Source organism: Stenotrophomonas sp. 80084_Sma, from assembly GCF_056481995.1.
In genome coordinates this window covers 1,133,892-1,151,859 of the sequence record NZ_CM151177.1, presented here as the reverse complement: position 1 = coordinate 1,151,859, position 17,968 = coordinate 1,133,892, and the positions used below count along the sequence as shown (strand labels likewise).

Here is a 17,968-nt window from a genome sequence, read left to right as displayed (position 1 = left end):
TGCCGGCCGTTGGTCGGCAAGGCCCATCCACGCATGGCGTGGATCTACTGGTTGGGGTGTCTCTGGGTAGATCCACGCCATGCGTGGATGCCTTTCGCCGGAAGCCCACCCACAAAAAAGGGACGGGGCGCTTCGGCCCCGTCCCCGCAAGTACCGCCACCGGAGAAAACGGTCAGCTGCGTCGGGCGCAATACACCGCGCGCGGCGGCAGCTGGAGTTCATTGCCCTGCACCGTACCCGCATCCGGGCCCGGCACCGCCACCTGCTGCCAGTTGCCCGGCGGCAGCGGATGGCTCACCGCCTCGGCCGACAGGTTGAAGGCCAGCAGGAGGGTTTCATCTGCAAGCATACGCTCGAACAGCAGCACTGGCTCGGCGCTTTCGATGAATCGGATGCTGCCATGCAGGAGTGCCGGCTGGCTATGCCGCCAGGCCAGGAACCCGCGGAACGCAGCCAGGACCGAGTCCGGGTCGCGCTCCTGCACCGCCACGGCCGCGGCACGGTGCTCGGGCGGGATCGGCAGCCACGGCTGGCCCGTGGTGAAACCGGCCAGCGGCGCGTCGGTCCACGGCAGCGGGGTCCGGCAGCCATCGCGGCCCTTGAAGTTGGGCCAGAAGGTGATGCCATAGGGGTCCTGCAGGGCCTCGAACGGCACCTCGGCCTCGGCCAGGCCCAGTTCCTCGCCCTGGTACAGGCAGACCGAGCCGCGCAGCGAGCACAGCATCGCCACCAGCATCCTCGCCAGGCGCGGGTCAGCCGGGTGGCCGCCCCAGCGGCTGACCGCCCGCTCCACGTCGTGATTCGAAACCGCCCAGCACGGCCAGCCTTCGGTCATCACGGCTTCCAGGCGCGAGACCGTATCGCGGATGTAGGCCGCGCTGTAGTCGTCCACCAGCAGCTCGAAGCTGTAGCCCATGTGCAGGCGACCATCGCGGGTGTACTCGGCGGTGGTGGCCAGCGAGTCCTCCGAGGAGATCTCACCCAGGCTGACCGCCCCCGGATACTCGTCCAGCAGCGCGCGCAGCCTCTCCAGGAACGGCAGGTTCTCCGGCTGGGTGTTGTTGTAATAGTGGTACTGGTAGGCGTACGGGTTGTCCGGGCTGAAGCCGCGACCGAAGCGCTTCTCCGCCGGCTTGGCCGGGTTGTCGCGCAGCTGCGCGTCATGGAAGCAGAAGTTGATCGCATCCAGGCGGAAGCCATCCACGCCGCGGTCCAGCCAGAAGCGCACGTTGTCCAGGGTCGCCTGCTGCACGTCCGGGTGATGGAAGTTCAGGTCTGGCTGGTCGACCAGGAAGTTGTGCAGGTAGTACTGCTCTCGGCGCGGCTCCCACTGCCAGGCGCCGCCGCCGAACAGCGACAGCCAGTTATTGGGCGGCGTGCCGTCCTCGCGCGGGTCCGCCCATACGTACCAGTCGGCCTTGGGGTTGGTCCGGTCCTGGCGGCTCTCGCGGAACCAGGCGTGCTCGATCGAGGTATGGCTCAGCACCTGGTCGATCATCACCTTCAGGCCCAGACCGTGCGCCTTGGCCAGCAGGCGGTCGAAGTCGTCCAGGCTGCCGAACAGCGGGTCGACGTCGCGGTAGTCGGCGATGTCGTAGCCGAAGTCGGCCATCGGCGATTTGAAGAACGGCGAGATCCAGATCGCGTCCACGCCCAGCGTTGCGATGTGGTCCAGGCGCTGGATGATGCCCGGCAGGTCGCCTACCCCGTCGCCGTTGGCGTCAAGGAAACTGCGCGGGTAGATCTGGTAGATGACGGCTCCGCGCCACCATGGATAGTGCGACATCGACAGCCCCCCTCCGGGCGTGCGGGACCCGCCGGGAGCGGGCCGAAATCCTGATGCCGCAAGCTTAGCGGTGGCCTCACGGGCATGGCGCAACCTGCATACGTATTCACGCAGGCGGCATCCGTGGCCGGGCCGCGGACGCCGGTCTGCCCGGTTTGCGCCCGAATTCACAGGCAACGCCTATAATCAGCGATGAGCCTGAAAGCCTGATCGCATGACCATCACCGAAGACACCCGTCCCGCCCTGGGCCTGCCCCAGATCCAGTCGCTTGCCGCGGCCGACATGGCCGCCGTCGACGCCCTGATCCGGCGCCGCCTGTCCTCGGACGTCGTGCTGATCAACCAGATCGCCGACCACATCATTTCCGCCGGCGGCAAGCGCCTGCGCCCGATGCTGGTGATGCTGGCCGGCCATGCGGTTGGCCAGGCCGGCCCGGACCACCACCAGCTGGCGGCGATCATCGAGTTCATCCACACCTCCACCCTGCTGCACGACGACGTGGTGGACGAATCCAGCCTGCGCCGTGGCCGCAGCACCGCCAACGCCCTGTGGGGCAACGCGCCCAGCGTGCTGGTCGGCGACTTCCTGTACTCGCGCAGCTTCCAGCTGATGGTCGAGCTGGAGCGCATGTCGGTGATGCAGATCCTGGCCGATGCCACCAACCGCATCGCCGAGGGTGAAGTGCTGCAGCTGCTGCACGTGCACAACCCGGATACCGACGAAGCCGCCTACCTGCGCGTGATCGAGCGCAAGACCGCGGTGCTGTTCGCCGCCGGCACCCGCCTGGGCGCGCTGGCCAGCGGCGTGGACGAAGCCACCCAGCAGGCCCTGTTCGACTACGGCATGCACCTGGGCTACGCGTTCCAGATCGCCGACGACGTGCTGGACTACTCGGCCAATGCCGAGGAGCTGGGCAAGAACCTGGGTGACGACCTCGCCGAGGGCAAGGCCACGCTGCCGCTGATCCATGCCATGGCCCATTCGGACGCCGCCACCCGCGAACGCCTGCGCACCATCGTGCAGGACGGCGACGCCTCGGCGATGCCGGAAGTGCTGGCCGCGATCCGCGCTACCGGCGGCCTGGAGTACAGCCGCGCGCGTGCCGAGGAATATGCCGAGGCCGCCGAGCGCGCGCTCGATGGCCTGGCCGACAATGATGCCGTGGCTGCCCTGCGCGGCCTGGCCCGCTACGCGGTGCAGCGCTCGCATTGATGGGTTGAGGTGTGCCGACCAACGGTCGGCACCCACCAAACCGGCATTCCGGTGGCTGCCGACCGTTGGTCGGCACGCCGTTTATTACCGGAAGCGTTCCTCGAAGAACTCATCCAGCGCCTTCCACGCGCGCTTCGCCGCGCGCTCGTTGTACTGGCAGCCCGGCGGGCTGTTGGCATCGCGCTCGGCAAAGCAGTGCACCGCGCCGCTGTAGTTGGTGAACTCCCAATCGACCTTGGCCGCGTCCATTTCTTTCTGGAAGCTGCCGATGTCCTCGGCGGTCACGCTGGTGTCGTCGGCGCCATTGAGCACCAGCACCGACGGGTGGCTGCCACCAGCCTGTGCCGGCAGCGGCGAACCCAGCCCGCCGTGCAGGCTGACCACCCCTGCCAGCGGCGCACCGGCACGGGCCAGCTCCAGCACCGTGGTGCCACCGAAACAGAAGCCCACCGCACCGATCCGGCTGGCATCGAGCGGCGCCTTGCCGGCCTGGGCCTTGAGCACGTTCACCGCCTCCAGCGCACGCGCACGCAGCAGCGGCCGGTCGTTGCGGAGCTTGGTCGCCACCGGCCCGGCCTCGGCATCGGTCTTCGGCCGCACGCTCTTGCCGTAGACATCGGCCACCAGCACCACATAGTCATCGCCAGCCAGCTGCTTGGCCTTCTCGACCGCCGATTCGTTCACGCCTTTCCAGTTCGGCACCATCACCAGCCCGGGGCGTTTGTCATGCCCGCCATCGTCGTAGACCAGCACACCACTGAAGGTCGTGCCCTGATGCTTCCACTCCACCGGCTGGGTCTTCATCGCCGCCCATGCCGGCATCGCCGCCAGCCCCAGCATCACCGCCACACCGCATCGCCAACGATTCATGCGCCTGCTCCGCAAGAAAAAGGGGACGGAGGGGATTAAGCCGTATTCGCCCCTCCCGCGTCGCATTCTGCATTGGCGACGTGACGCAGGTGTGGTTGGATACGACTTAATCCCCTCCGTCCCCTTTTTTCGCATGAATCTTGTTGATCGCTTCCTGTCTGGCCTTGTTCCGCGTCTGCCTGCCGAGGATGCCCCGCAGTGGGCTTGGGTCCAGGGCGCCAGCGCCGAAGACCTGCAGCGCCTGCGTGCGCAGTGGCCGCAGGTGCCGGACAGCCTGGTGGAACTGTTGTCCCGCGTGGATGGCACCCATTTCCGCGAATATCCCGGCGGTGAGGTCTGCGTGCTGATGCTGGGTTCAGATGTGGGCGATTACCCCTACTACCTGCGCTCGGTCGCGCAGATCTTCGAGGACCAGCAGCAGTGGGACGACAGCATCCGTTCCATCTACGAAGAGTGGCTGGATGACGAGCCGGAGATCCTGGGTGAGGGCATCGACGCCGATCTGCCGATGAACCGCCGCCTGTGCTTCTCGCACTGCATGAACAACGGCGGCACCTCGATGCTGTACCTGGATTTTGATCCCGCGCCGGGCGGTACGGTCGGCCAGGTGGTGCGCTACCTGCACGATCCGGACAGCTATGCGGTGATCGCGCCCAGCTTCGATGCGTACCTGCAGCAGTTGATCGACGGCGGCTACGCGTTCATCGATCAGGAGCAGTAGATCCACGCCATGCGTGGATGAATTTCTCCGGAGGTTGCCGGCCAGCGGCCGGCACTACCTTCAAGCGATACCCAGCCCGGGAATCGCGCTGATGCTCTCCGGGTCAAACCCAGCCAGCTCAGCGAAATGACGGCCACGCGCCACGTAATCCCGGTAGGCACCAAAGCTCGGCGCGCCCGGCGACAGCAATACCACCCCGCCTTCAGAACCCAACGCGGCACGTGCCAGCGCCATTGCCTCGGGCAGATCCGCCGCCGCGTGCAGACCGAAACGACCGGCGTCGGCCAATGGCTGCAGCATCGCGTGGATGCGCGGGCCGTTGCTGCCCATGGTCACGATCTCCACTGGCGGCACGTCGTGCGCCATGTGCTGCATGAAATCGGTCCAGTCCAGGCCACGGTCATGCCCGCCCACCAGCAACGCGATGCGCTGCCCGGCGAAGCACTCCAGCGCGGCCAGGCTGGCATGCGGCGTGGTGCTGATCGAATCGTTGACGTAGGTCAGGCCATCGGCCGCGCCGATGCGCTGCAGGCGATTCGGCAGCGGACGGAAATCCTGCACCGCCGGTGCCAGCGCCACGGCGTCCAGCCCCAGCGCTTCCAGCGCCGCCAGTACCGCACACAGGTTGCCGCGGTTGTGGCGACCCGGCAGCGGCGTGTTGCGGGTATCGAACACGGCCTGCTCGCCGCGATGCACGATGTCACCGCGCATATGCCAGCCCTGCGGCTGGTTGAACCAGACCACTTCGCTATCGGGCAGCGACAGCGCAGCCAGATGCGGATCGGCGGCATTGAGCACGGCGATGCGCGGTGCGGCTTCAGTCACCAGCCGCAGCTTGTCCTCGATGTAACGCTGCTCGCTGCCGTGCCAATCCAGGTGCTCCGGGAACAGGTTCAGCACCACCGCTACCTGCGGATGGGCGCCACTGCGCACCACTTCGCCGGTCTGGTAGCTGGACAGTTCCACCGCCCAGTACTCGGGCGCGGGCTGCGGATCCAGCACTTCCAGTAGCGGCAGGCCGATGTTGCCGACCAGGCCGGTGCGGTGGCCGGCGGCACGCAGCAGGTGCGCGACCAGCGCGGTGGTGGTGCTCTTGCCCTTGGTGCCGGTCACGCACACGGTGTCGTGCACGATGCCATCGGCACCCGCATGCTCGGCAAACCACAGCGCGGTGCCACCGATGAAGGTGGTGCCCTGCCCCGCCGCCGCCAGCGCGACCGGCTGGTAGGGGCTGATCCCGGGCGACTTGATCACCACGTCGAACGCGGCCAGCGCTTCAGCAGAAGGCTCGCCACGCACATCCAGCGCGCCCCGCGTTTCTGCGCGTGCGGCCTCGACTTCTGCCGCCGGGCAGAACAGGCTCAGCGGCAGCGTGGGCAGGCGCTCGCGCAGCACCGCAAACGCGGCGCGGCCCTCACGGCCCCAGCCCCACAGCGCAACGCGCTTTCCTTCAAGCTTCGAAATCTTCACGCACCCGTTCCCACAGCGCAGCCGGAACGCGGTGCTCGCCCTGCAGCTGCAGCAGCGGTGCCAGTTCCAGTTCGGCGGCATCCAGCTGCGGCTGGATCTCATTGCAGAAGCGCTTCACCAGCACGTCTTCCTTCCACTCCGGGCGCTGCGCCAGGGTCGCCATCGCCGCACGCGATTCGCGGCCTTCGCCCACGCACTCGAACGGCTTGTGGTCCTGGAATTCCAGCAGTGCATCGAAGCCACCGGCCTGCTCGGCATCGTCCAGCAGGTTGCGGCCAAAGATGCGCACCAGGCGCGTCTTGGGCATGAACGGGGCCAGCGCCAGGAACACGAAATGGCACTTCGGGCAGACACCGCACCAGCGGTTCACCGGGCGCTCGCCGAGGATATGGAAGTTACGGTTGCAGCTGGAGAAATGCGCGTCGTAGAAATCGGTCTTGGCGAACTGGCGGGCCACTGCCAGCTCCGACATCGGGCGCAGCAGCGAGTAGTACTGCAGGTCCGCCGCTACGTGCGTCTGCACATGGCTGCCGAACGCCTGCTCGAATGCCCAGCCCTTGGACCACTGGTGGTTCACTTCGCCGGTGCCCGGAATCTGGCTGCCGTAGCTGGCCGAACGTTCGTTGGAGAACACCACCTGGTCCACGCCCTGCAGCAGCGCGGCCAGCACCATGATCGCCGAGTTCACCGCAGTGACCGGGATATGCCCGTTCCACGCACCCTGGCGGTTCAGCTCGAACAGTTCCGGCGCCAGCGCGCGGCCCAGGTTCAGCGTCGGCAGGCCGGTGCGTTCAGCGCAGGCACGGATCAGCTGCGAGCCACCGATCCAGGTCACCGTCTCGTCCACGCCGGCACGGCGCAGCGCTTCGATGCTGACCAGCGAATCCTTGCCGCCACCGATCGCCACCAGCGCGTGCGGCTGCAGGCCCAGCACCGGCGCCTGCACTGCCTCGCCTTGCACCGGCAGGCGGAAGCGCCCGCGCAGGTTCAGGCCGTTGCGGTAGGCAAATTCACCCAGGCCATTGAGGTAGACCGTCTCCACCAGCGCAGCGGTATCGGCATCGATGGCGTAGCTGTCGATGCTGACCGTCTCCGGCACGCCCGCCTTGTAGTAGCTGACACCGGCGATCAGGTGCAGCAGCTGCAGCGCGCGCTGCACAGCGGCGGTACGCGCTTCGTCCAGCATGAACGGGGCGCCCGGCACGGTGATGGTTTCCACCATCTCCGGGCCGTCATCAAAGGCGTAGACCAGCTTGGCCACGCCGGTGTCCGCGGCGAATTCGCAGCGGACGAAGCGGAAGCGGGAAACCTGGTGTTTGTCGAAAGCAGTCATGGTGTATCCGGTCAGGCACGGGCCCGCGCGATGGCGCGGGGCGTGTCGGTGGGCGGGTGCAGGGCGCGCGCGGCGATCATTCGATCACGTCTTCGCGCGGCAGCATCCGCTGGTTGTAGGTGTTGGCCATCGAATAGCCGTAGGCGCCGGCATCGGCGATCAGCATCACGTCGTCCGGTGCGGTCGACACCGGCAGCTTGCGGCGCTTGCCGAACACATCGCTGGATTCGCAGATCGGGCCGACCACGTCGAATGCCGCTTCGGCATAACCGCCCTGGCGGCTGAGGTTCTCGATGTCGTGCCAGGCGTCGTACAGGGCCGGGCGCATCAGTGCGTTCATGCCGGCATCCAGGCCAACACGGCGCACGCCGTCCTTCTCCACCACCTGGGTGACATGGGTCAGCAGCACGCCGGACTCGGCCACCAGGTAGCGGCCCGGCTCGATCGCCAGCCGGAACGCCGGGTGCAGCGCCTTGACCTCGGCCAGGCCCTCGGCCCAGGCATCCAGATCGAACGGCTCGTCTTCGTCGCTGTACGGAATCGGCAGGCCACCGCCGATATCGATGGTGTGCACGCTGCCGATGCGGCGGGCGAAGCCGGCCAGCTCATCGCACATCAGGCGCCAGTGCTGCGCGGTTTCCACGCCGCTGCCCAGGTGCGCATGCAGGCCGACCACGCGGCTGCCCAGATCGGTGGCCGCGCGCACGAACTCATCGACGCGGGCGATCGGCAGGCCGAACTTGGAGTCCTTGCCGCCGGTGCGGACCTTGGCATGGTGGCCTTCGCCACGGCCCAGATCCACGCGCAGCCACAGCTCGCGGTTGCGGAACAGGTCCGGCCAGCGCTGCAGCGCTTCGACGTTGTCGACGGTGACGGTCACGCCCAGCGCGAACGCGGCTTCGTACTCGCTGCGCGGGCAGAAGCTGGGGGTGAACAGCACACGCTTGGGCGACAGTTCCGGCAGGTGCTGGAACACGTGCTTCAGTTCGCCGTGCGAGACGCACTCCAGGCCGAAGCCCTCGGCTTCCAGCAGCTGCAGGATGGCCGGGTGGCTGTTGGCCTTGATCGCGTAGTAGCGCTGGTCGATCGGCTTGATCGCGGCCAGCGCGCGGGCACGGGCGCGCACGGTCGGCAGGTGGTAGACATAGCGCGGCGTACCGGCGTCGGCCAGCTGCAGCAGGTGCGCCCGCTGGCCCCGCCACCACGGCGTGCCACGCGGGCGCACGGTGCCGGCGATCTCGCGCCAGCGTGGGCCGAACACTTCGGTCTCTTCCACCGGCATCGCACCGCTGTCGATCAGCTCGGCGTGCAGGATCGGCAGCAGGCCATCGGCATCGGCTTCGTCGATGACGAAGGTCAGGTTCAGGTCGTTGGACGACTGCGAGATCATGTGCACGCGCTCGCGGCCGAAGGTGGCCCACACGTCCGACAGCTTGTGCAGCAGCGAGCGCATGCCGCGACCAACCAGGGTGATCGCCGCGCACGGCACGATCACCTTCACCTTGCAGATCTGCGACAGGTCGGCCGACAGCGCGGCCAGCACATCGGTGTTGACCAGGTTCTCGGACGGATCCAGCGATACGGTGACGTTGGTTTCGGCCGAACCGATCAGGTCCACCGACAGGCCATGCTTCTTGAACAGGTTGAACACATCGGCCAGGAAGCCGACCTGCTGCCACATGCCGATGCCTTCCATCGACACCAGCACGATGCCGTTGCGGCGGCTGATCGCCTTCACGCCCGGGACCGGTGCAGCGCTGCCATCGATGCTGGTGCCCGGCAGTTCCGGGCGCTCGGTATCGAGGATGGCCATCGGCACGCCGGCATCGCGGCACGGCTTGATCGAGCGCGGGTGCAACACCTTGGCGCCAGTGGTGGCGATTTCCTGCGCCTCGTAATAGTCCAGGCGGGTCAGCAGGCGCGCGTCCGGCACGTCCTTCGGGTTGGCACTGAACATGCCCGGCACATCGGTCCAGATCTCCACGCGGCTGGCACCGAGCAGCGCACCGAAGTACGCCGCCGAGGTATCCGAGCCACCACGGCCGAGGATGGCGGTACCACCATCGGCATGCCGCGAAATGAAGCCCTGAGTGATCAGCAGGCGGGTCGGCTGCGCGCGGAAGCGCTGCATCCACTCCGCATCGGCACGCCACTGGCAGTTCACCGACAGCCGCTGCGACCAGTCGCTCTGGTTCGGCTGCGGCGGCATCGCGTCCAGCCACTGGCGGGCATCCATCCAGCCCATGTCCAGGCCCGAAGCGTGCAGATAAGCCGCGCCCAGGGTGGAGGACAGCAGTTCGCCCTGGCCCAGCACTTCGGCCTGCCACTGCAGCGGCCGGGTGGCCGCGCGCGCGTCGTCGAGCAGCCCCTGCAGCGCCGCCAGGCGCTCGGCCAGCACCTCGCGGCCCAGGCCGAGTTCAACCAGGAAGGCCTCGTGGCGTTCGACCAGCGCCGCCACGCGATCACGGCTGTCCGGCGCGCCATCGGCGATCGCGGTCAGTTCGTTGGTGACCCCGGACAGCGCCGAAACCACCACCAGCACGCGCGAGCCGGTCTCTTCCGCACGTTTTTTCGCCAGCTTCCCGATCGTGTCCCAGCGATGACGACGCGACACCGAGGTGCCGCCGAACTTCAGTACGATCCAACGATCGACAAGGGGGGAAGCTGACATGGATTGGCTATGTAGAATGTGGGGAAGCCGCCCTCGGGGGCGGAACCTTTGATTCTAAGCGCAATATCCTCGTAGATGGCCGTCCTCCGTTACCTGCAGCTCGATGTCTTCGCCCCCCGCCCCGGCACCGGCAACCCACTGGGCGCCATCCTGGACGCCGACGAGCTCTCCAGCAGCCAGATGCAGGCCCTGGCCGCCTGGCTGAACCTGTCCGAGACGGTGTTCTTCCTGCGCCCCAGCGCGCCCGGCGCCGATTACCACATCCGCATCTTCACCCCGACCCGCGAGCTGGCATTTGCCGGCCACCCCAGCGTCGGCGCCGCCTGGGCGGCGGTGATCTGCGGCCTGGCGCAACCACGCGACGGTGCCCTGCTGCAGCAATGCGCGGCGGGGTTGCTGCCGGTACGGGTGAGCGGCCCGGCCGAGGCACTGCAGATCCAACTGGCCAGCCCACCGGCGCAGCAACTGGACACAGCGGCGGACGGAGCGCCGGAAACGCTGCTGGCGCTGGCTGCCAGCGGGCACGTACCCGAACTATGGGACAACGGCGCTCGCTGGTGGCTGCTGCCGCTGCGCGACGCCTCCGCCGTACGCAACCTGGTGCCGGACATGGCCGCACTGGCCGACTGGAGCCTCGCCACTGATGCCACCGGCCTGGCCGTGTTCGCCGACGAAGCTGGCACCGACCACACCCGGGTGGTGCGCGCTTTCTGCCCCGCTGATGCGGCCGCCGTACCCGAGGACCCGGTGACCGGCAGCGCCAATGCCCTGATCGGTGCCTGGCTGCGGCAGCGCGATGCCCTGCCGGGCCGCGAGGGCCACTACGTGGCGAGCCAAGGCCGCGAAGTCGGCCGCGATGGCCGCGTGCAGGTGCAGGTCGATGCGCAGGGCACGGTCTGGATCGGCGGCCAGGTGCAGCCGGTCATCGACGGCCACATCCACTGGTAGCGCACGGAAAAAAGGGGACGGAGGGAATTAAGTCGCTTTTGCCCCATGTGCCATAAGCGACTTAATTCCCTCCGTCCCCTTTTTTGGTGCCCCGCGCTACGCTATGCGGCCTGTTTACTGGAGTGCCGCCTGATGTCCACCCGCCGTTTCCTGCAGCTGGATGTGTTTTCCCCGCGCGCCGGCGCCGGCAATCCGCTGGCCGTGGTGCTCGATGCCGAGGGCCTGGACGACGCCAGCATGCAGGCCATCGCGCGCTGGACGCGCCTGCCCGAAACCACCTTCGTGTTCCCGCCGCAGGTCGCCGGTGCCAGTTACCGGCTGCGCATGTTCAGCCCGCAGAAGGAAGTTCCGTTTGCCGGCCACCCCAGCGTCGGCACCGCGCATGCGGTGCTGCAGGCCGGCCTGGCCGCAGCGGTCGATGGTGTGCTGGTGCAGGACGGCATTGCCGGTGCCCTGCCGCTGCGCGTCAGCGGTGAAGGTGCGCAGCAGCGCATCGCCATCCGCACGCCGCGCGCGCAGCTGGCCGAGACTGCCGAGGCGACCGATCCACGCCTGCAGGCCGCACTGAAGGACTGGCCGCTGGGCACGCTGCCGCCGGCGCGGATGCAGGGCGGACGCAGCTGGTGGGTGGTGCAGGTGGCCGATGAGGCCGCATTGCGCGCATTGCAGCCGGACTGGGATGCGGTGGCCGCACTGGCCGAGTCCACCGACAGCATGGGCGTGTTTGCCTATGCCTTCAGCGATGGCAGCGAGGGCTTCGATCTGGCCGTACGTGCCTTCGTCGGCAATGGACGCCGCTTCGAGGACGCCGCCTCCGGTGCCGCCAATGCGGTGCTGGCCGCATGGCTGGACCTGCGCGATGCGCTGCCCCGTGGTCGCGCACCGTTCGAAGTCAGCCAGGGCCGCGAAGTCGGCCACGACGCGCGCCTGACCCTTTTCGTCGATGAAGACGGGGAAGTCTGGTCCGGTGGCCAGGTGCAGACGGTGATTACCGGCACCCTTGATTGGTGATTGTGATGGGGGGTGGTAGAGCCGAAGGCAGCGGCAGGAGCCGCTGCCAACGTCGGATGCGACGGCTCGGAGGGTGGCGGCCAGGAAGGCCGCCATAACGCTGGCCGGCTGTTACCTGGACCTCGACATCATGCGGTTGCCGGCCAGCGGCCGGCACTACCCTCAGCCCAGCTCGGCTTCCAGGCTGATCGGCACCGCGCTCAGCGCCTTGGACACCGGACAGTTCTGCTTGGCGTCATCGGCAATCGCACGGAACTGCGTCGCGTCGATGCCCGGCACCACCGCCTTCACCTTCAGCCGGATCTGCGACAGCTGCGGGCCGCCTTCCAGCGACAGATCGACCTTGGCTTCGGTATCCAGCGAAGTCGGGGTGAAGCCGGCTTCGCCGAGCTTGGCCGACAGCGCCATGGTGAAACAGCCGGCGTGCGCGGCAGCGATCAGCTCTTCCGGATTGGTGCCCTTTTCGTCGCCGAAGCGGCTGTTGAAGCCGTAGCGGGTCTTGTCCAGCAGCCCACTCTGCGGCGTGCTCAACTGCCCCTTGCCCGACTTCAGATCGCCTTCCCAGTGCGCGGTGGCGTGTCGCGAGATTCCCATGTGCTGCTCCTGCGTGACGGTGATGAACGGTCACCCTCGCACGGGAGGCGTTAGCCCTGCGTCGCTCCGCCACACGCCACAGGTCCACCGGAAACCGGACAACTGGTCACTTCTTCGCCAGGCCGGCGCGCATTTTTCCCTTGTTTTCAGTGGTTTCGCGCATTCCTCCGATGGGCGGGCGCGGACCATCGCGCGCGCTGCCACACCCCCTTCCCCCACTGCCAGCCATGTACTGAATCGGCCTGGATATGAAAAAACATGCACTTTCCACGCTTCGGGCTATTGGCGGCGCCCGAGAGTTGCCCTACATTGCGCTTGCCGACGGGGTTCGGCGCCGACCAAACAACCAACCGTTCACGGAACAGGAAACCATGGCAAAGACCGCTAAGAAGGCTGCCCCGAAGAAGGCAGTGAAGAAAGTCGCGACGAAGGCAGCCGCCAAGCCGGCCGCTCCGAAGCCGATCAAGGAAGTGCTGACCAAGTCCGGCCTGGTTGCACACATCGCTGAAGCCTCCGGCGTCATCGCCAAGGACGTCCGCGCTGTGCTGGCCTCGCTTGAAAGCGCCGTCGCCTCCTCGGTGCACAAGAAGGGCGCTGGCTCCTTCACCCTGCCGGGCCTGCTGAAGATCACCACCGTCAATGTGCCGGCCAAGCCGAAGCGCAAGGGCATCAACCCGTTCACCAAGGAAGAGCAGTGGTTCGCTGCCAAGCCGGCCACCACCAAGCTGAAGGTGCGTCCGCTGAAGAAGCTGAAGGACGCCGCGCTGTAAGCGCGCGCCCCAACGCGGATTCCGACGGGACGGCTCTGGCCGTCCCGTTTTTTTTGTCCCAACCACAGCCCGCAACACAGCGTTGCCGCATCCCCGGGAATGCGCGTACAGGCCCGTCGCCATTGGCTGGACGTGGTCCGTTGCGGCCCCGGAACGTACCGGGTGGAACACTGCGTGCAGCCCCGGCCATCGCCGCCGAGCACGGCCTTGCCTAAGGTGGGCACATCCTCCACAGCTACGGCGAGCACACCCTCATGGCCAGCCCCTCCACCCGCTACCGGATCTCGGTGACCCCCATCGAAAAGGACGGGTTGCAGTGCACCGGGCGCTGCACCATCGAACTGGAACATCGCGCAAGCCGCGACCTGATGCGCCTGCTGGAAGCAGCACCGCGTACCGCTGGTATCAGCGGCGACGAGCGCGCGACGCTGGTGATCGCCACCCAGCTGCTGCGCGACATCGTGCAGCGCCACGCCGACACCGAAGGGCATGCCCTGGCCGCCATCGCCACGCAGGTGCTGCCGGCGCTGGATGCACTGGAACAGCTGCCCTCCTCCCGCTGATCGCGGAACAGCCGATACACTGCCTCCTTCCGTTCGCCTCGGGGAGGAGGCAGACATGCGCAGGTTCCTGATACTGCTCGCACCGCTGGTGCTGCTGGCCTGTTCCCGGCCGACATCGCAATCCGATCCAGCGGATGCCACACCGTCGGTCACGGCCGAGGCAGCTGCCCGCACGAAGTCACAGGCCGCCGCAGAAGGCGATGCAACGGCCGTGCAGGCCATCGATGTCGATCCCCTGTTTGCCGCCGTCGCGGCCGAGGCCGAGCTGCCGGCGGGAATGCTCAATGCCTATGTCATGGCCCTGCTCAATCGCGATCGCAAGGCCGTCGACGCCGCGTGGACCTTCCCGCCCAGCGATGCACGACGCGCCGACGATGCCGCATTGCGCCAGCTCACGGACGTGCGCAGCCTGCGCCTGACCAGCGAACTACCGATCGCGCGCGACGGTCACCAGCCGCCGCAGCTGCTGGAGGTTCCGGTGCAGATCCGCGCAGTGACCCCTGAGGGCACCTTCCGCTTCGGTGGCTGGTACCGGGTGCAACCCCGTGCCGATGGCCGCGCCTGGCAGATCCAGTCGGCGCAACTGCGCCCATCGCTGGACTGAACCGTTGCAGCGGCATGCACGCGCGATTCAGCCGGCACGGCTACTCTTTGATTCGTCCATTCATATCCACCGGTCACCGCCATGCGCCTGCGTTCCCTGATGACCCGCCTCGCGGCCTCCACCGTACTGATCGCCGCTGCGATCGGCGCCCAGGCCGCCCCTTCCATTTCCGGCCGCGAACTGTCGGTCGGCGCCAGTGACGTGCAGCAGTACCTCGATGGCAGCTTCCCACGCACCCAGGACGCCCTCGGCGGCCTGATCGCGCTGACCATGAGCCATCCACAGCTGAGCCTTCCGGCCGGCGAGCGGCTGAACCTGGGCATGGATGTGGCACTGGCCACCGCCGGTGGCAACCCGGCCAAGCTGGGCACGGTGAAGCTCAGCAGCGGCCTGCGCTATGACGCGCAGACCCAGGGCTTCCACCTGCAGCAGCCGAGCGTGGATGACTTCACCCCGGCCAACCAGGGCGGTCGCCTCGATTCGCGCACCCGCGGCCTGCTCAATGCCTGGCTGAGCGACTACGCCCAGCGCGAACCGATCTACAAGCTGGACCCGGCCGTGGCCGGCCTGCTCGGCGCGCTGCAGGTGCAGTCGGCGCAGGTGAAGAACGGCAAGCTGGTGGTCACCTTCAACCAGAACCTGGGCAACCTGGTGCCGGCAGGCGTGCTGGGTAAGTAAGGTAGTGCCGGCCGCTGGCCGGCACGCTTTTCACATGTGTGCCGGCCAGCGGCCGGCACTACCCGCTGCGGGTCAGCGCTTGGGCTGCAGCATGGTGCCGGTGCACTTGGGCGAGCCGCAGCGGCACTCCCAGATCTTCTTCAGCTTGGCGGTGTGACGCTCGGCCAGGGTGATGCCGTAGTTGTAGGTCAACTCTTCGCCGGCCTTGATGTCACGCAGCGCCTCGATGAACACCTTGTCGCCGCGGCTGTCGCCGTCCTCGTCTTCCTCGATCACCGCCTCGCAGTTCGGGTCGCAGCTGTGGTTGATCCAGCGCGCGTCATTGCCCTTGTAGTTGGCATCGATCACCCAGTCGTCGTTGAGGGTGAACAGGAAGGTATGGCCACTTTCGACGTCGCCGCTGTCATCGGCATCAACGTCGCCGTGGCTGCGCAGCAGGCCCTTGTACTGGATCACGCGCTCGCCCTGCTTGATCGGGGCCACGGCGAACACGCCGTTGCCATGGATAGCGGACTTGCGGGCTTGGATCTTCTTCGGCATCGGCACGGGCTGTTTGCAGCGAATGGAACAGGGATTCTCGCCCATTCCGGGTGATTGCGAAAATCACCCCGTTGGCGCAGCATTGCGCCCTGGCAACGGCCCCGGTGTGTCCTCCCGGCCCGGCCCCAGCGCCGGCTGAATGCCCGGGTTGGATGGCGGCGAATAAAAGCGTACAATTTCAGTCCGCTTTAAGAACCACTCGCATCCCCATGTTGCGCGTCACCAAACTCACCGATTACGCCACCGTCGTGCTGACCGTGCTCGCCGCCCGTCCGGGCGAGGTGCTCAGTGCCACCGAGCTGGCCGAATTCACCGGTCTGGAGCCGCCCACCGTCAGCAAGGTGCTCAAGCCGCTGGCCCAGGCCGGCCTGGTTGAAGGCCTGCGCGGCGTGCGTGGCGGCTACCGCCTGACCCGCCCGGCCATCGAGATCTCGCTGTTCGAAGTGGTCGAAGCGATGGAAGGGCCACTGGCCCTGACCGAATGCAGCCACGACCACCACCAGTGCGGCATGGCGCCCAAGTGCGGCGCGCGCAGCAGCTGGCGGTTGATCAACGACGTGGTCTCCGAGGCCCTGCGCGATGTCACCCTTGCGCAGATCCTGCCCCCTCTCCCCCTTGCCGATGACGAACAGCGCCGCACCATCGCTGTCGACGTCGTCTCCTGATCCGTAGGCAGCCCCCATGGCCACCGAAACCATCGAAAACGTCGCCCACGACGACACCCCCAACCGCGAGATCCACGAACAGCTCGGCCGCAAGTATTCGGCCGGCTTCATCACCGAGATCGAATCAGACTCCCTGCCGCCGGGCCTGGACGAGGACACCATCCGTGCCCTGTCGGCCAAGAAGGAAGAGCCGGAGTGGATGACGCAGTGGCGCCTGGACGCCTACCGCCACTTCCTGACCATGCCGATGCCGGACTGGGCCAAGCTGGAGATCGCGCCGATCGATCTGCAGGCGCTCAGCTACTACTCCGCGCCGAAGGGCCCGAAGTACGCCTCGCTGGATGACGTGCCGAAGGAACTGCTCGACACCTACGACAAGCTGGGCGTGCCGCTGCACGAGCGTGCCAAGCTGGCCGGCGTGGCGGTGGACGCGGTGTTCGACTCGGTGTCCGTCGGCACCACGTTCCGCAAGGAACTGGCCGAGAAGGGCATCATCTTCTGCTCGATGTCCGAGGCCATCAAGGAACACCCGGAACTGGTGCGCCAGTACCTGGGCACCGTGGTGCCGGTGGGCGACAACTACTTCGCCGCGCTCAACTCGGCGGTGTTCTCCGATGGCAGCTTCGTGTTCATTCCCAAAGGCGTTCGCTGCCCGATGGAACTGAGCACCTACTTCCGCATCAATGCCGGCCACACCGGCCAGTTCGAGCGCACCCTGATCGTGTGCGAGGACAAGGCCTACGTGTCCTACCTGGAAGGCTGCACCGCGCCGATGCGCGACGAGAACCAGCTGCACGCTGCGGTGGTCGAGCTGGTCGCGCTGGAAGACGCGGAGATCAAGTACTCCACCGTGCAGAACTGGTACCCGGGCGACGAGAACGGCGTCGGCGGCATCTACAACTTCGTCACCAAGCGTGCCGAATGCCGTGGTGCGCGCAGCAAGGTCACCTGGACCCAGGTCGAGACCGGCTCGGCGATCACCTGGAAGTACCCGTCCTGCGTGCTGCTGGGCGACGACTCGGTCGGTGAGTTCCACTCCGTGGCGCTGACCCATCACCGCCAGCAGGCCGACACCGGCACCAAGATGATCCACGTCGGCAAGCGCACCAAGAGCAAGATCGTCAGCAAAGGCATCAGCGCCGGCCGCGGCCAGAACACCTACCGCGGCCTGGTGCGTGTGGACCGCAATGCCGATGGCGCGCGCAACTACACCCAGTGTGATTCCCTGCTGATCGGCAAGCAGTGCGGCGCACACACCTTCCCCTACATCGAGGTGAAGAACCCGGGCGCCACCGTCGAGCACGAGGCCACCACCTCCAAGATTTCCGACGACCAGCTGTTCTACTGCCGCGCCCGTGGCATCAGCCAGGAAGACGCGGTGTCGATGATCGTCGACGGCTTCTGCAAGCAGGTGTTCCGCGAACTGCCGATGGAGTTCGCGGTGGAAGCCAAGAAGCTGCTGGAAGTCTCGCTGGAAGGTTCGGTGGGCTGACCGCCCGCCCCTGCCCCTCGCAAACGCATTCTCTTTACC

At 67.2% G+C, this 17,968-nt stretch carries 17 protein-coding genes; 10 read left to right on the top strand and 7 right to left on the bottom strand.

Features of this window, described 5'->3' with window-relative positions; genetic code table 11:
* Positions 1–172: 172 nt before the first annotated feature.
* Positions 173–1,786 (bottom strand): alpha-glucosidase, encoded by a 1,614-nt coding sequence (locus tag ACZK3W_RS05410; RefSeq protein WP_293794701.1) that lies wholly within the window; start codon positions 1,784–1,786, stop codon positions 173–175.
* 214 nt (positions 1,787–2,000) lie between these two features.
* On the opposite strand from ACZK3W_RS05410, the gene ACZK3W_RS05405 reads away from it, so the two are divergent.
* Positions 2,001–2,999, top strand: coding sequence for a polyprenyl synthetase family protein (locus ACZK3W_RS05405; RefSeq protein ID WP_100437486.1), 999 nt, complete (start codon positions 2,001–2,003; stop codon positions 2,997–2,999).
* An 84-nt stretch (positions 3,000–3,083) separates the two neighbouring features.
* On the opposite strand, the gene ACZK3W_RS05400 is transcribed toward ACZK3W_RS05405, so the two are convergent.
* Positions 3,084–3,869: a dienelactone hydrolase family protein gene (locus ACZK3W_RS05400; RefSeq protein WP_478450541.1), complete on the bottom strand. Its 786-nt coding sequence runs from the start codon at positions 3,867–3,869 to the stop codon at positions 3,084–3,086.
* 133 nt (positions 3,870–4,002) lie between these two features.
* On the opposite strand from ACZK3W_RS05400, the gene ACZK3W_RS05395 reads away from it, so the two are divergent.
* A complete protein-coding gene (locus ACZK3W_RS05395) occupies positions 4,003–4,590 on the top strand; it encodes an SMI1/KNR4 family protein (protein WP_180838145.1) in 588 nt (195 codons plus the stop codon).
* Positions 4,591–4,650: 60 nt separating this feature from the next.
* Here ACZK3W_RS05395 and murD read toward each other — a convergent pair whose 3' ends face one another.
* From murD to ACZK3W_RS05380, 3 genes are all read right to left on the bottom strand, one after another.
* A complete protein-coding gene (gene murD / locus ACZK3W_RS05390; RefSeq protein ID WP_478450540.1) occupies positions 4,651–6,060 on the bottom strand; it encodes a UDP-N-acetylmuramoyl-L-alanine--D-glutamate ligase in 1,410 nt (469 codons plus the stop codon).
* On the bottom strand, positions 6,041–7,393 hold the full coding sequence (gene murL / locus ACZK3W_RS05385; RefSeq protein ID WP_125894208.1) for a UDP-N-acetyl-alpha-D-muramoyl-L-alanyl-L-glutamate epimerase: 1,353 nt from the start codon (positions 7,391–7,393) through the stop codon (positions 6,041–6,043). The genes murD and murL overlap by 20 nt, the downstream gene beginning before the upstream one ends.
* 76 nt (positions 7,394–7,469) lie before the next feature.
* Complete coding sequence (locus ACZK3W_RS05380) at positions 7,470–10,064, bottom strand: bifunctional aspartate kinase/diaminopimelate decarboxylase (RefSeq protein ID WP_100437481.1); 2,595 nt, start codon at positions 10,062–10,064, stop codon at positions 7,470–7,472.
* A 75-nt stretch (positions 10,065–10,139) separates the two neighbouring features.
* Between ACZK3W_RS05380 and ACZK3W_RS05375 the strand changes: the two genes are divergently transcribed.
* Positions 10,140–11,012 (top strand): PhzF family phenazine biosynthesis protein, encoded by an 873-nt coding sequence (locus ACZK3W_RS05375; protein ID WP_293794692.1) that lies wholly within the window; start codon positions 10,140–10,142, stop codon positions 11,010–11,012.
* Positions 11,013–11,144: 132 nt separating this feature from the next.
* A complete protein-coding gene (locus tag ACZK3W_RS05370; protein ID WP_125894204.1) occupies positions 11,145–12,023 on the top strand; it encodes a PhzF family phenazine biosynthesis protein in 879 nt (292 codons plus the stop codon).
* Positions 12,024–12,185: 162 nt separating this feature from the next.
* Here ACZK3W_RS05370 and ACZK3W_RS05365 read toward each other — a convergent pair whose 3' ends face one another.
* Positions 12,186–12,617, bottom strand: a complete 432-nt coding sequence (locus tag ACZK3W_RS05365; protein ID WP_005408443.1) for an OsmC family protein — start codon at positions 12,615–12,617, stop codon at positions 12,186–12,188.
* Between the two features lie 371 nt (positions 12,618–12,988).
* Here ACZK3W_RS05365 and ACZK3W_RS05360 point away from each other — a divergent pair, with 371 nt between their 5' ends.
* From ACZK3W_RS05360 to ACZK3W_RS05345, 4 genes are all read left to right on the top strand, one after another.
* Positions 12,989–13,387, top strand: a complete 399-nt coding sequence (locus ACZK3W_RS05360) for an HU family DNA-binding protein (RefSeq protein ID WP_010483539.1) — start codon at positions 12,989–12,991, stop codon at positions 13,385–13,387.
* 254 nt (positions 13,388–13,641) lie between these two features.
* Complete coding sequence (locus ACZK3W_RS05355; protein WP_032129232.1) at positions 13,642–13,950, top strand: DUF3861 family protein; 309 nt, start codon at positions 13,642–13,644, stop codon at positions 13,948–13,950.
* 55 nt (positions 13,951–14,005) lie between these two features.
* Complete coding sequence (locus ACZK3W_RS05350) at positions 14,006–14,554, top strand: hypothetical protein (protein ID WP_293794684.1); 549 nt, start codon at positions 14,006–14,008, stop codon at positions 14,552–14,554.
* An 81-nt stretch (positions 14,555–14,635) separates the two neighbouring features.
* On the top strand, positions 14,636–15,232 hold the full coding sequence (locus tag ACZK3W_RS05345) for a YceB family lipoprotein (RefSeq protein ID WP_012510326.1): 597 nt from the start codon (positions 14,636–14,638) through the stop codon (positions 15,230–15,232).
* 72 nt (positions 15,233–15,304) lie between these two features.
* On the opposite strand, the gene ACZK3W_RS05340 is transcribed toward ACZK3W_RS05345, so the two are convergent.
* A complete protein-coding gene (locus ACZK3W_RS05340; protein WP_012479369.1) occupies positions 15,305–15,772 on the bottom strand; it encodes an SET domain-containing protein in 468 nt (155 codons plus the stop codon).
* Between the two features lie 209 nt (positions 15,773–15,981).
* Between ACZK3W_RS05340 and ACZK3W_RS05335 the strand changes: the two genes are divergently transcribed.
* Complete coding sequence (locus ACZK3W_RS05335; RefSeq protein ID WP_005408436.1) at positions 15,982–16,437, top strand: SUF system Fe-S cluster assembly regulator; 456 nt, start codon at positions 15,982–15,984, stop codon at positions 16,435–16,437.
* A 16-nt stretch (positions 16,438–16,453) separates the two neighbouring features.
* On the top strand, positions 16,454–17,929 hold the full coding sequence (sufB, locus tag ACZK3W_RS05330; RefSeq protein WP_043396952.1) for a Fe-S cluster assembly protein SufB: 1,476 nt from the start codon (positions 16,454–16,456) through the stop codon (positions 17,927–17,929).
* The last annotated feature ends 39 nt before the right edge of the window (positions 17,930–17,968 follow it).